The sequence below is a fragment of the Streptomyces sp. NPDC093795 genome, from assembly GCF_044764665.1.
Taxonomy (GTDB): Bacteria; Actinomycetota; Actinomycetes; order Streptomycetales; family Streptomycetaceae; genus Streptomyces.
The window spans coordinates 66,894-81,328 of the sequence record NZ_JBIWIO010000005.1 but is presented as its reverse complement, the minus strand read 5'-3'; the positions used below and the strand labels follow the sequence as shown (position 1 = coordinate 81,328).

The 14,435-nt window shown below is 73.3% G+C and carries 6 protein-coding genes; 2 read left to right on the top strand and 4 right to left on the bottom strand.

All coding sequences use genetic code 11. The features are described 5' to 3' along the window. Positions 1-4: 4 nt before the first annotated feature. Positions 5-5,467 (bottom strand): trypsin-like peptidase domain-containing protein, encoded by a 5,463-nt coding sequence (locus tag ACIRB7_RS15415; protein WP_403597874.1) that lies wholly within the window; start codon positions 5,465-5,467, stop codon positions 5-7. A 145-nt stretch (positions 5,468-5,612) separates the two neighbouring features. Continuing rightward, on the bottom strand, positions 5,613-6,500 hold the full coding sequence (locus tag ACIRB7_RS15410) for a DNA/RNA non-specific endonuclease (protein ID WP_403597871.1): 888 nt from the start codon (positions 6,498-6,500) through the stop codon (positions 5,613-5,615). A 105-nt stretch (positions 6,501-6,605) separates the two neighbouring features. Here ACIRB7_RS15410 and ACIRB7_RS15405 point away from each other — a divergent pair, with 105 nt between their 5' ends. After that, positions 6,606-7,415, top strand: coding sequence for a caspase domain-containing protein (locus ACIRB7_RS15405; protein WP_403597868.1), 810 nt, complete (start codon positions 6,606-6,608; stop codon positions 7,413-7,415). Positions 7,416-7,610: 195 nt separating this feature from the next. Beyond that, positions 7,611-9,038 carry a rifampin monooxygenase gene (gene rox, locus ACIRB7_RS15400; RefSeq protein ID WP_403597865.1) on the top strand — a complete coding sequence of 476 codons (1,428 nt, stop codon included), beginning with the start codon at positions 7,611-7,613 and terminating at the stop codon, positions 9,036-9,038. 45 nt (positions 9,039-9,083) lie between these two features. Here rox and ACIRB7_RS15395 read toward each other — a convergent pair whose 3' ends face one another. Then, positions 9,084-11,969, bottom strand: coding sequence for an AAA family ATPase (locus ACIRB7_RS15395; RefSeq protein WP_403597862.1), 2,886 nt, complete (start codon positions 11,967-11,969; stop codon positions 9,084-9,086). Positions 11,970-12,196: 227 nt separating this feature from the next. Continuing rightward, positions 12,197-14,002, bottom strand: a complete 1,806-nt coding sequence (locus ACIRB7_RS15390; protein WP_403597859.1) for a S8 family serine peptidase — start codon at positions 14,000-14,002, stop codon at positions 12,197-12,199. Positions 14,003-14,435: the final 433 nt, after the last annotated feature.

Below are 14,435 nucleotides of genomic sequence, written 5' to 3'. Positions count from 1 at the left end.
TCCCTCACCTCGGCCTTCCGTTCGTCGCGCTCGTGGGGCCCGGCCGCCCCGACTGGGCCGCCATGATCTCCTCGTACAACTTCGGCCGGAAATCCCGGAGATGGGCGAGGACGCTGCTCATCTGGGTCCCGACGTTCACGAACCGTGTCCGCGCCCCCTGGAACTCGACCTCGTCGACCTTCCGCGTCCCCCGGTGCAGCCCCACCACCGTCCAGTCGTCGAGGCAGACCGGTGAGCCGGAGGAGCCGCCGCGGGTGTCGGTGAAGTAGAGGATGTCGTGTTCGTCCGCCCGGTAGACCAGGTTGTTGCGCAGCGCGACCCGCTTCGGCAGGCCGCCCGGGTGCTGGATGATGTTGACCGGGACGCGCTGCCGCTCCCGGACGAGCAGCGGCCGGGTGGCGACCCTGAGCATCGGGCGCTGCTCCTGGTCGGGGGAGAGCCGCACGATGGCGTAGTCGAGCGTCGCGTCCCACGCGGCGAGCTCACCGGCCGTCGCCTCCGGCGCGGCCGCCGCGTTCTCGACGAAGTCGAAGCGGGAGCGGGACATCAACGCCTGGAGCCGCAGATCCTCGTCGCTCACGTACGGACGGACACCCGGCTCGTGCGAACGGGCCATCACCACATGGTGGTTGGTGATCAGCAGGCCGGGCGCGATCATCCAGCCCGTACCGCCGTGCGGATACGAGGGGAGGAGCGGGGCGCCCGACTCGTACGGGGGGATCCGCAGGAGCGCGACGCAGGCGCCGGCCCGGATGCCGCCGTGCAGGAACTCGTACGGCACGGTGTCGTCCTGGAGGACGATCTCCTCCTTCATCTCCCCGGGCATCATGTCCGCCGGCAGCTCCGCCTCGCCGGTGATCGCACGGGCCACGGTGTCGAGGGCGCCCTGAAGGACGGCGCGCGGGCCCGGTTCATGGGTGTTCTCGATCGCGTTGTGCAGCCAGATCTCCAGCGGGACGAGGCCGTCGATCAGCCGCTCGACCTGGTTCATCGCGTTCAGGTCGGCGTGGACCTGCTCCCGGGGGTCGTCGAGCGGTTCGAGCGTGGCCGTGAAGTAGCGGGGGATGCCCTTGAGCAGGGCGGCGCGCAGGGCCCGGTCCGCGAGCCCCGCCTCCATGGTGGCGTTGCGGAGGCGGACGAGTTCCCGCTGCGGGAGGAACGGCTCCGAGCGGAGCGCGGCTCCGGCGGCGTTCGGGGGAGGCCGCGTCCACAGGCCCGCGCCGCCCTGGCCCGGGCGGGTGGCCGCCAGGGGGCCCGGCTCCCCGCCGGACGACGAGAGGCCGCGCGAGGACGCGCCGCGGCCGGCGACGGCCCGCCGTGTCGCGCCGCGCGGCAGCGGACCCGAGTCCATCGCGGCGGCGACCCCGAGCAGCAGGTCCCCGCTGCCGTCCCTGAGCGTCAGCACCTGCCGGGCGACGCTGTCCAGAGTGCCGCGCCGCCGCGCCTCCGACAGGTCCCGCTCGATCCGGGCGAGGTCCAGCGGGGCGGCCGTCTCCGGGGCGGGATAGGCCTCCTCGGCGGCCGAAGGGTAGCCCGCCCCGGCCGTCGGCGGATATGCCTCGTCGGCGGGTGACGGGTATCGGTCCGCGACGGGTGACGGGTATCGGTCCCCGGTGATTGACGCCCCGCCCGCCGCCTCCTCCAGGATGCGGGTCAGCGGCTCGCGGAGGCCGGGCTCGTCGGTGAGGGTGGTGTCGATCCAGTGGGCGAGCTCGGTCACCACCGTGTCCTCGTCCGCCGGAAGCCCCACCAACCTCAGGGTGTGCTCCAGGAGTTGGGGATCCGACCCGCAGGCAGCGGCCGCCGCCGTACGGGCCAGGGAAGGCTGCCTCGCCAGGTCGGCGTCGGGCATCCCGCGCAGTGTCCGGGCCAGCCGCTCCCGTGTCGGTGCGGCGTCGACGTCCGCGAGCGCCGCGAGCCGTGAGCGGGCGACCAGCACGCCCAGGGACTCGTACCGCAGCCCGAGGCCCGCCGCGATCTCCTCCGCCTCCTGGAGGTTCCGGTCCGCTGCCGCGAAGTCGCCCGTGTCCTGCGCCAGCCGCGCGGACAGCTGGAGCAGTTCGAGCTGGGTCTCCGCGCAGCCCGCCTCCGCCGCCCCGTCCACGGCCCGCTCGGCGCCCGCGCGCGCCTCCGCCGTCCGCCCGGAGCGGGCGAGGGTCTCCGCGAGCAGAGCGTGCAGCCGGCTGCACGGCGTCCACGGGCGCCGCTCCGCGAGGCGCTGCGCGGCGGCCTCCACGTACCCCTGGGTGAGCAGGTCCTCGACCTCGCGCGCGGCGATCCGCTCCCAGTCCTCCTGGTCGGCCTCGATCATGATCTGGTCGGGTACGTGGCCGCCGATCCTGCCGAGCAGGAACGCGGCCGAGCGGGGAGCCATCTCCCGGTGCGTCTCCCCGCCGAGGTAGGCGGCGACGTCGGGTTCCCAACGCTCTTCCACGGTACGGGGGTTCTCGCCGAGCCGGAGCCGGTGGTAGATCTCCTCGGCGCGGTTCCGGGCCCCCTCGCGGACCGCGTAGTATGCGACGGCGCTCTGGTCGACGGCCCGCATCAGATCGGTCCGCGCGCTGTCCGAGAGGCGCAGCATGATGGCCCGCAGATCGGCCCGGTGCCGTATGGCGTCGGGCCCCGCGGACTCCATCAGGTCGACCCGCGAGGTGAGCAGCCCGTACAGCCGGCGGGCCTCTCCGGCGGTCGTGACGGTCAGCCCCGCCGGACCGGCGAGCACCTCCCGGACCAGGTCGGGGGTGATGAAGCGGAGCGCGAGACCCGCCTGGACGAGGGCCCTGACGTCGTCCTCCGCGATGTGCTTGAGGATGCGGTCGTACAGCGTGCCCTGGATCAGCATCTGGTCGACCTGGCGGTCGAAGTACCGTCGCCGGGACGGCAGTCCGCGCAGGAGTCCGCCGAGTGAGGGGGAGTCGGTCCCCAGGGCGACGGCCGTCCGGGCCGCCAGTTTGAGGCTGAGCGGATGGCCGCCGATCCGGTCCGCGAGGTCCTCCGCGAGTGTCTCGTCGAGGACCCCGGACGACATGAGCAGATCCACCGACGCCTGGTGGTCGAGCTCGGTCAGCTCCATCGTGCGCGGGGTGAGGACCCGGGCCGGGTGGTCGATCGGCGCGCGCCCGGAGACGATGAACCGCAGGCGCGAGTAGGCGGCCCTGAGCGCCGTCCAGATCGCCCACATCCGGGTGATGACGGGGGAGCCGCGGTACTGGGCCTCCTCGAAGGAGTCGATCACGACGAGGAACGGCGGCGCGCTCCCACCGGGCTCCGGGCGGACCGCCTCGGCGACCAGGGACGCGAGGCGGTGGGCGAGTTCCTGCTCGCGGGCGCTGGCACGGGCGTGGAAGTCGGACGAGTAGTCGCGGGCGAGGGTGGCCCGGGTGCCGGCGAGACCGCGGAGTTCGTCGAGCTCGTTGCGTTCACCGCGCTGGGCCGCCGCCGTCCGCTCGCACTCGTCCGCGAGCGCCTCGAAGGAGGTGCGGAGGCCGGGGTGGTGGACGCCGATCTGCCGGGCCGTCTCCGCGATCACGGTGGCGGGCTCGTGGACGGAGAGCGTGGGCCGCGCGAAGTCGATGTAGGCGAAGGGGAATCCGGTGGGGGAGGCGGCCAGGGCGTCGACGAGGAACTTGGCGAGCAGGGTGCTCTTGCCGATGCCACCGAGTCCGTGGAGGAGTACCGGGGGTTCCGCGGGCTCCTCGGGCAGAGCGAGGTAGGCGTGGAGGGAGTCGAGTTCGGCGGCGCGGCCGTGGAAGGTCCCCCGGATCAGCCGGCGCAGCGGCTGGAGCAGCCGGGCCTCCTCCAGATGGTGCTGGATCTCGTCGACGGAGGGCAGACCGGTCACGCCCGGTACACGGCCCAGCCAGAGCACGGCCTGAAGGGTGTCGGACAACTCCTCGACCTCGTCGTCCTCCATCGCCGCCGACGTCGGTGGCGCCGCGACGGGCGCGCCGACGGGAGCGCCGGCGAGCAGCGTCAGGGCGGTGCGTTCCGGGCCGGGTCCCTCGGGGCGCAGCCCGATGTTGGTCCGCAGGACGTCGAGCGCGGCACCGGGCCCGGCGAGCCCCGCGAGCGTCGCGTCGCGGATCTCGGGCTTGAGCGTCCAGACCGTGGCCCCGGGCGACGGCAGGGCCGTACAGTCGTCGACGAGCTCCAGGACGGCTCGTCCGGTGGACCGTTCCTCGCCGGGCAGGCGGAGCAGGGCGGGGTCGAACTCCTGGAGCAGGCAGGCCGCCTCACGGTAGGAGCGGCGGGGGTCGGGCAGGGCGGCGGCGGGAGCGGAGAGGGTCGCGCGCAGGGCGTCGCACAGCAGCCGGACCGCCTCCCCGGGCGGGGGCGACGGCGGGAGGGTCCGGTAGATCCGTACGACGTCCTCCACCGCCGTACACAGCCGTCGCATGTAACTGTCGTCGCATGACGGTGAACTGACAGAACGGAAGGTCTCCGCCACGGCGGTCTCGGTCAGCTCGTGGACGCATTGCTCCTGTCCGGGGGTGACCGCGTCGGTGAAGAACTCCCGGAAGAAGTGCCGTACATCGTCCTCGTCCGCGAGTCGCGTGGTGTCCCGGCACTCGTTCTTGCGTATCTCGTAGGGGAGTTGACGCATCGTCGTGGCGTAGCCGAGCAGCACGAGGCGGGGTACCGTCTCGGTCCGTACCGGGGTGTGCTCGTAGATCGCCCGTGCCAGGACGCCGATGGCGTCCCACACGTCCGTGTGCGGGTCGAGCCGGTCGCAGTCGTCGAGGACCAGCCAGAAGCGGTCCTCGGCGGCGGTCGCGCGGGCGACGATCCGGTGGGCGGCGTCCTCGAAGGACGGCAGTGGATCGTTCAACCGTGTGGGATTCAACGGAAAGCCGTCGGCCTCCGGCCCCGCGAGGAACGCCGAGAGCCGCTCCATCAGACGCGCCGCGGTCGACGTGCGGGACAGGGACACCCGTACCGGACGGAAGCCGCAGTGCTGCCCGAGGTGGCGGATCAGCTCGTACGTGTAGGAACGGCCGCTGTCCGGGGGGCCGTCGACGATCAGGACCGTCTGCTCCGGGTCGGCGAGGAAGCCCCGGAGCTTCTCGCGCAGCTCGGACCGGTCGAGGAACACCGCGGTGCCGTGCTTCAGGAGCAGACTGTCGAACGGGTCCCGCGGGGAGCGCCCGAGCCGCTCGTCCTCCCGTAGCCGGGTGAGCAGGTTCCGGGCCTCCGCGCCCTGCTCGAAGGCGTGCGGCGCGTCGATGGCGGCCAGCGCGTCGAGACCGGCCAGGACGGAGAGCAGCCGGCGCTGGTGGGCGATGTCCCGGCGGGCGGCCGCGACCACCAGCAGGGCGTTCCGGTCGGCGTCCGGGGTGAGCGGCAGATCCTCGACGAAGTCGGCCGGGAGGCCCGCGCGCAGCAACCGGCCGCGTGGCTCCGGGGTGTCGAGGAGATGGTCCCGCACCCAGCTGACGACGAGCCCCCACTCGGTCTCGGTGAGCGGCATACCGCACCTGTCCGGCGCTCTCGGCGCAGCGCCGGAAAGCTCCGGCGCCGGGACGTGACCGATCGGATGTGACGACCGATCCCTCCCATCGTTCCACCGGCCCGGAGGCGTCGCAATCGCGGCCGCCGGGGACGGGCGAGGAGGGTCAGGGGTGCAGGACCATGTCCTCGTACGACTCGAGGCGCCGCCAGCGTTCCTCGGGCGCGCGCGTCGGCGGCATCACGTCCACGTCGGGCAACGGCCCGAACTCCAGCTCGGTGATCTCCGCGATGTCCGAGACGGGGACCTGGTACGTACGGAACGGGCCGAGCGGCGGCGGCGCCCCCGCCGTCGCCCCGGCGAGCGCCCGCTCCGCGTCCCGGCTCAGGTCGGGGCTCTGGTCGAGGACGTACGCGGCGGCGGCGAGCGCCCCGTCCTGGAGGAACGCGGCCACCTTCCAGAAACGCATCGGCACCTGGATCCCCCGGTACGGCGGATCGGAGTCCTGGAGCACCGGGCCCGTGAGGACGGTCAGCTTCCGGTCGAAACCGGCGGCGTGGTCGAGGAGGTGGTTCTCCAGGCCCTGCCAGAGCTGTCTGCCCTGGTTGAAGACGTCCGCCTGGGGTGCGGCGTTGGTGAAGTAGAAGGTGTCCGTATTGGCGCGCAGCGCCGTGGCCGCGGGCCCCCAGACCGGGTCGAGCCTGCGCACCAGATGGCCGCGGTCGAGGCTGTTGTTCCGGTAGACCTCGTTGCCCGTCTGCTGCTCCTCGGGCAGCCGGGGATCGAACAGCCAGACGTCGTCCCGGGGTACGTCCTCCTGGAGCTCGCGCCCCTCGATGCACACCGCTGTCGAGACCGCCAGACGGCGGTCGGGCCGGAAGACCACGGTGAAGTGGGTGTACGGCAGGACCACCGTCTCGACCGCCTCCCGCGCCGGGAGCGGCAGCGGGACCACCGGGCCGAGGAAGCTCTCGTCGTAGCCGGCACGGTCGGCGAGCAGATCACGGGGGGCGCCGCCCGAGCCCGGAGGGGGCGGGAGATCGGAAGGGTTCATACGATGTAAGTACCGCGTGGAGAGGGTCGCGCTCGGCGCCGGACCACAGGCCACTCGATCAGACGCCCCCGCCGGTCTCCCTCCGCTTCCCGCCAGGAGGCAACCATGGCCACCGGACTCGCCCTGCACATCGGACTCAACAGCGTCGACCCCGCCCGCTACGAAGGCTGGGACGGCACCCTGGTCGCCTGCGAGAACGACGCCCACGACATGGCGCGACTCGCCCGCACCGCCGGATTCGAGAGCACCGTCCTGCTCACCCCGGACGGCACCGTCGCCAACGTCACCGCCGCGCTCGGCGACGCCGCCGCACGGCTCGGCTCCGGCGACATCCTGCTCCTCACCTACTCGGGCCACGGCGGGCAGGTGGACGCCACCGGCTCCGACGACGAACCGGACGCGCTCGACGAGACCCTGGTCCTCTACGACCGCCAGTTCCTCGACGACGAGGTCCAGCGGGCCTTCCGCGCCTTCGCCGACGACGTACGGATCTTCGCCCTCTTCGACTGCTGCCACAGCGGCAGCAGCATCGAGGTCCCCGGCGGCGGCGCGGCGGCCGAGGGCACGCCCCGCCATCTCCCCGAACCCCAGCAGAGGCAGCTGGCCGACCGGGACCGCGGCTTCTTCGAGGAGCTCCGGCGTTCCCTCGCGAAGGAAGCGCCGGCCGACGGGGCGGGCCCCGACGCGCTCCTCGTGTCGGCCTGCCAGGACAACCAGGTCGCCTCCGACGGCGACGTCAACGGAGCTTTCACCGCGGCCCTGCTCCGGGTGTGGGACGACGGCGCCTTCCGAGGCGGCTACCGCGACTTCCACCGGGCGATCCAGCGCCGGCTGCCCCCGACCCAGAGCCCGAACCTCTACCTGACGGGCACACCGGCGCAGGACTTCCTCACCCAGCGCCCGTTCACGATCTGAGCGATCTGAGGGCTGGTCACGACCTGAGGGCCGGTCACGACCTGAGGGCAAAAAGAAGGACAAGGAGAGTCGAGCACTCCTTGCCACTCTCAAGGTATAGCGCACAGGGGGCCTTGCCGCAAGGCCCCCGTCGTGTTGCAGAATCTCCGCTCGTGGCCAGTGACTCTGGCGATTTTCTGAAACGGGGCGCAATTGATGATGAACGTGATCGTGGTCGGCGGCGGACCGACCGGTCTCATGCTGGCGGCCGAACTGCGGCTCCACGACGTGAACGTGGTCGTGCTGGAGAAGCGGGACGAGCCGAGCGGCGAGTCGCGGGGGCAGGGCCTGCACGCGCGCAGCGTGGAGATGATGGACCAGCGGGGCATGCTCGACCGGTTCCTCGAGGTCAGCCCGAAGTTTCAGGTGGGCGGCCTGTTCGGCGGCATCATGAAGCCGTGGCCGACGAGCCTCGACACGGCGCACCCGTTCGGTGTCGCCGTTCCGCAGCCGGTCACCGAGCGGCTGCTCGACGAGCGCGCCCGCGAACTCGGCACCGAGATCCGGCGCGGCTGCGAAGTCGTCGGGCTGAGCCAGGACGAGGACGGGGTGACCGTCGAGCTCGCGGACGGGCCGCGGCTGCGCTCGCGTTACGTCGTCGGGTGCGACGGCGGCCGCAGCGCCGTGCGCAAGCTGATCGGCGTCGACTTCCCCGGCGAGCCCGCCACCGTGGAGACGCTCCTCGGCGACATGGAGGCGACAGCCGATCCGGAGACGATCGCGGCCACCGTCAAGGAAGTCCAGAAGACCCAGCTGCGGTTCGGCGTCATCCCCGGTGAGAACGGGGTGTTCCGGATCGTCGTGCCCGCCGACGGAGTGGCGGAGGACCGGGCGACCGGCCCGACCCTCGACGAGTTCAGGACCCAGCTGCGGGCCGTCGCCGGGACCGACTTCGGGGTGCACTCGCCGCGCTGGCTCTCCCGGTTCGGCGACGCCACCCGGCAGGCCGAGCGCTACCGCGTCGGCCGGGTGTTCCTCGCGGGCGACGCGGCGCACATCCACCCGCCGACCGGCGGGCAGGGACTCAACCTCGGCGTCCAGGACGCGTTCAACCTCGGCTGGAAGCTGGCCGCCGAGGTGGACGGATGGGCGCCGGAGGGGCTCCTCGACACCTACCAGGCCGAACGGCACCCGGCGGGCGCCCGCGTGGTGGAGAACACCCGCGCGCAGATGACGCTGCTCGGCACCGACGCGGGTGCGACGGCGCTGCGGGAGCTGTTCTCGAAGCTGATGGACTTCGAGGAGGTCAACCGGTACGTGACGGCGATGATCACCGCGGTCGACGTGCGTTACGACGTCGGCGAGGGCCACGAACTGCTCGGCCTGCGGATGCGGGACGTCGAGCTGAAGCGGGGGCGGCTGTACGAGCTGATGCGCGGCGGCCGCGGACTGCTCCTCGACCAGACGGGCAGCCTCTCGGTGGAGGGCTGGGCGGACCGGGTCGACCACGTCGTCGACGTCAGCGAGGAACTCGACGTCCCGGCGGTGCTGCTGCGGCCCGACGGACACGTGGTGTGGGTCGGTGAGGACCAGGAGGGGCTGCGCGGCCGGCTGAGCGAGTGGTTCGGCGCGGCCAAGGGCTGAGCGCGCTTCGGCGTTCCGGTACGGGCATCCGTACCGGCGCGCCGGTCACCGTCTGAGCGCCGTCGCCAGTTGCGCCCGGGAGCGGACGTCGAGCTTCTGGTAGATCCGGGTCAGGCGCGCCTCGACCGTCTTCACGCTCAGGTACAGCTTCGCCGCGGCCTCCTGGTTGCTCGCGCCCTGACCCACGAGGCGGGCGAGACGCAGCTCCGCCTCCGTCAGCGCCGAGAGCGCGGCCGGAGCCTCCTCACCCCCGGAACCGCCCCCGGGGGTCTCGCCCGCGGGGCCCGCCGGGGTCTCGCTCGCCAGCACCAGCCAGGGAGCCGCCCCGGCCCGTTCGAACACCGAGGCCGCCGCGTGCAGCGCGCTCTGCGCCGCCGACCGGCGGCGTCTGCGGCGCTCCACCCGGGCGAGCGCGATCAGGGCCCGGCCCCGCTCGAGCGGCAGCCCGGCCCGCCCGAAGGCCTCGGCCGTGCGGGTGAGCAGGTCCGCCGCCTCGTCGGTCCGGCCCTCCACCGCGAGCCACAGGGCGTACGCCCGGTCGCAGCCGAGCAGGACCGTGGAGCGTCCGAGCCGGGACGCCACCGGCCGTACCTCTTCGAGGACCGCCAGGGCCTCGTCGGCCGCGTCGTGGGCGAGCAGCGCCTCGGCGAGCTCCTCGTGCCAGCGCAGCATCGAGGGGTCCATCGTCGACTGGGCGCGTTCGTCGGCCTGGACGCGTCGCAGTGTCTCCAGGGCCGCGGCGACGTCCCCGTTGATGAGCTGGACGCGGCCGAGCGCGTACCGGCTGCGGGAGAGGAAGACCCGGTCGCCCTCCTCCTCCGAGGCCTGGATGCTGCGCCGGGCGTAGCTCGCCGCCCGCGCGAAGCTGCCGCCCGCCGTCTCGGCCAGCGCGAGGGTGTACCAGGCGGGGCCCGGGGAGAGACCCGCCTCAAGCGTCAGCGCGAGGGCCTGCCCGGCGTGGGCCAGGGCCGCCGGGCACGCGCCCCTGCGGGACTCGATCGCGGCGAGCGTGGAGAACAGCTCGATGGCGTCCTCCACCGAGCCGCGCCGCTGCACGAGGGGGAGGAGCGCGTTGAGCTCGTCGCGGGCGTCCGTGAGCCGGTCGTCGAAGAGGGCGTGACGGATCGTCAGAATCTGTGCGGCGTTACGGATCCCGAGCGGACGCTCGGCCAACTCCAGCGCGCGGGCCTGCGCGAGCACCGCCTCCGCGTCCGGTGATCCGAGGGCCCGTTCCATCCGGGCCTGTACGGTCAGGGCCTGCGCCGCCGTACGCGGATCGCCCATGGAGGCGGCGAGCGCGGCCGATTCGACGGCCGCCGCACGGGAGCGCTGCGGATCACCGTCCGCCAGGACGTACTTGACGGCGAGGCGGAGCTGGACGGCGGCCCGCAGGGCGGTGTCGCCCTCGGAGTCCTCCATGGCGTGGACGTACATCTCGTCGAGCCCCGTCAGTCCCTGGCCCGCCGTGTCGAGTACGGCGAGCCGCGCCCTGACCCGGTCGGAGGGCGCCGCGTCCCGGGCGAGCAGATCGGTGGCGGCCCGCATCGCGAGGTCGGCGCGGGCGGCCCGGGCCGCCTCCTCGGCGGCGTCGACGAGCCGCGCGATCCGCCGCCTGCCGTGCCGACCGGGCGTCGACTCGGCGGCGAGCAGGGCCAGTTCGGCGGCGAGGGCGCTGTTGCCGCGCCGCCGGGCCAGGTCGGCGGCGGCCGCGACCTCGGCGGCGAGGTCCTCGTCCGGGCTGTCGGTGGCGAGCGCCCGGTGGCGTACCGCTTCGACGGGGTCGTCCACGACCTCGGCGAGCGCCGCGTGTCCGGCGCTGCGCTCGGCCCAGCAGGCGTCGTGCACCAGGGTGGAGGGCAGCAGCCCGGCGGTGAAGGTCACCGAGCCGTCCTCGGCGAGCGACACCAGACCGGCCCGCTCGGCCGCCGCAAGGTCCGCCTCGGCGTTGGGCCGCCCGGCCCGCCGTACCAGCGTCGACGAGGGGCGCAGCGCCAGGGCGGCGAGCAGCAGCGTCTCGCGTACGGCGAGGGGCGCGGCGCCCAGGAGCTGGCGGGCGAGGTCGCGGGCCCGCCCGGAGAGCGTCAGCGCCTCCGCGTGGTGCACGGGCGTCCGCGCGTCGGCCAGCGAGCGGCCCACGGCGAGGGCGAGCCGGGGGTTGCCGCCGCTGGCGCGGTGGATGCGGCCGGCCATCCGGGAGGGCAGCCGGTGGTGGATGAGGAGGGCGGCGATCTCGTCGGCCTGGAGCGGGGGCACCAGCAGCACGTCCGCCTCCGACGGCACCCAGAGGTGGGTGGCGTGCGGGTCCTCGGGGCGGTGGGGCTCCTTGGCCTCGCCGTACGGTTCCGGGGTCTCCACGGCGACGACCCGCAGCGCGGGCGGCGCCAGGTGGAGGGCGAACCGCAGCAGGTCCGCGCTGTCGGCGTCGATGTGCTGCACGCCGTCGACGACGAGGAGGACGGGGCCCCGGCCGGCCAGTGTGCGCAGGATCTGGGCGATGCCGAGCCGGAGCGCGATCGGGTCCCAGCCGCCCGCGTCGAGCGGTGCCTCGCGGCAGAGCATGGCGACGGCGGTGCGCTGGGGGCCGGGAAGTTCGTCGAACACCCCGCAGGCCTCCGGCCGGCCGGGGCCGAGGTCCGGCCAGGACACCGTGGCCGCCACCGAGGCCACGAGCGCGGCGGCCGACGCGCCGGGTATCTCACGGTCGGACGGCAGGGTCGCCAGCCACAGCACGGTCTCGCCGCGCGCCTCCGCGCGGGTCGCCTCGGCGAGCGCGAGTTCGGTCTTGCCGACACCGGCGGGCCCGGTGAGCAGGGCGCGGCCGCGGGTGTGCAGGGCGCGTTCCAGCCGGCCGAGGAGTTCCTCGCGGCCCACCGGCGCCGGGGGAGCCCCCGCGCCCGCAGGGCGCAGGGCGGCATACGGAGCTGTCGTCACTGTCCCACCACCTCCGCCGCTCGGGCCCCCTGCCCAAGAGCCCCGTGGGCAGAGAATACGGAGCCATCCGGCGGAGTCCAGGCCCCTTGTCCGGCATACGGACAGGGCACCCCGGCGGAGCGGTGCGGCCGAACGCCAGGACGCGCCCGTGGTGTAGACCACGAGCGCGCCGCTGACCAGCAATGATGCTGTTGTGGGGGGTGGTTCGGTGGTGGAGCGGTCGTGCCTTAGAAGGTGAGGCTCCACGAGTTGATGTAGCCGGTGTCACCCGAGGCCACATCGCGGACCTGGAGCTTCCAGGTGCCGTTGGCGACCTCGCTCGACGCGTCGACCGTGTACGTGGTCAGGACGTTGTCGGCACTGTCCGAGGAGGAGGACGCCTTGAGGTTGCGCACCGTGCCGTCGGGGGCGATCAGGTCGATGACCAGGTCCCCGCGCCAGGTGTGCTTGATGTCCACGCCGACCTTGAGGGCGGCGGGGGCGTTGCCGGTGCGGCCGGTGACGGCGATCGAGGACGACACGGTGGTGTTGTCGGAGATCGTGACGTCGGTCGCGTTGGTGAAGACGTTGCCGGTCGGCGGCGTGGTGGTGCCGGTGACGGCGTCGACGGTCTTCGCCGTGTCCGCGATACCGCTGCCGCAGCCGCCGGTGCAGGTGCCGGGCAGCGGGCGGGCGTTGGTCTTGATCGCGGACTCGATCTCGGCCGGGGTGAGGGTGCTCTTGGCCGACTTCAGCAGGGCGGCGAGGCCGGCGATGTGCGGCGCCGCCATCGAGGTGCCCTGGTAGGGCTTGTAGTTCTCGGTCGACTGGGTCGTCGAGCCCGAGTTCAGCGTGGAGTAGATGCCGTTCTCGGGGGTGGTGACGGTACCGGGCGTGTCGGTGGAGCGGCGGGTCTCGCCACCGGGCGCGGACACGTCGATGATCGTGCCGTAGTTGGAGTAGTACGACCGGTTGCCCTCGCGGCTGGTCGACGCCACGTTGATGACGTTCGAGCAGTTCGCGGGGGTGAAGCCGGAGGCGTTGGCGTTGCTGTTGCCCGCGGCGACGACGACGGTGGTACCGCGCTGGACGGCGCCGTTGATCGCGGTCTGGTAGACGCTCGGGCAGGTGGAGCTGGCTCCGCCCAGGCTCAGGTTGATGACCTTGGCCGGGGTCGCGTTGGCCGGGACGCCGGGCACGGAGCCGCCGGAGGCCCAGGTGATGGCGTCGGCGATGTCGGAGGACGAGCCGCCGCACTTGCCGAGGACTCGGACGTGCTGGAGCTTCGAGCCGTACGCGATGCCCGCGATGCCCTTGGTGTTGTTGGTGGCCGCGCCGATGGTGCCGGCCACGTGCGTGCCGTGCCACGACGAGTTGGAGGCCCGGGAGCCGGTGCCGCACTCGCCGTCCGTGGCGTTCCAGTCGCCCTCGTCCTTCGCGTCCGCGTCGCGGCCGTTGCCGTCGCGGGCGTCGGAGGAGGTGGAGATGAAGTCGTAACCGGCGACGGTGTTGGCCGCCAGGTCCGAGTGGGCGGCGTAGCCGGTGTCGATGACGGCGACGGTGACGCCGGAGCCGGTCGTCTTGTCCCAGGCCGCAGGAACGTTCATGCCACCGGTGGGCTCGAAGAGGTCCCACTGCTTGGCGTAGTCGGTGTCGTTCGGCGTGGCCGCCATCGCGTAGGCGCGGATGTCGGGCTCGACGGAGGCGACGGCGGGGTCGGCGCGGAACGCGTCCATGACCTCCGTCAGGTCCTGCTTGGTGGCGCTGTCGCCCAGGTCGACCAGGGCGCCACCGCCGGCGAGGCGACGCTCGAAGGAGAGCTGCTCGCCCGTCTTCGCGGCCTTCTCGGCCGTGTCGCTCTTCGCGGCGGTGTTGGAGCCGGCCTCGGCGGCCTGGCTCTTGTAGGTGACGATGACCTTCTCGACCGGGGCGCTGGGGAGCGCCCGCATCGTCTGCGAAGCCGGCGCGGGCTTCGGGGTGACAGCGCCCGGGGCGGCGGCGAACGCCCCGGAGGTGGTGGCAGCGGCGCCGAGGATGGCGGCGCTCGCGACCACGGATATGACTCTCCGCCTGGAACCGTTCAAGGTGTGGCCCTTTCAAGTACGACGTAACTGCGGAGCAGTGGCGGCGGCGCGGGACACACGGGGCGAAGTGGGGTCGCTGTCCGTCGGTCCCTGGGCTTGGGGAGCCCGTGCGCCGCCACCGGCGCGACGGCCCGGGTCAAGGCCGTCACCGGCGGACGCCACCCTCCTCATGCACCTGTCAGGGTGCGATCGGGGGATGATATCTGCCGGTGCGGAGGACAGTAGGGAACGGGAGGGTGAACCCGATACGGGGAAAACCCTTGTCACCCCTCGGGGGGCGGCGGGGGGTCGGTGAGGGGAGGGCCGCCAGGGGGCGGGTCGGGGCCGGCCGGCCCCTCGGAGTGAGGGGTGGCAGGTCGGCCGGCCGGGCCGGGTGCCGCAGTCGGTTCGAGCGGTCGTGTCC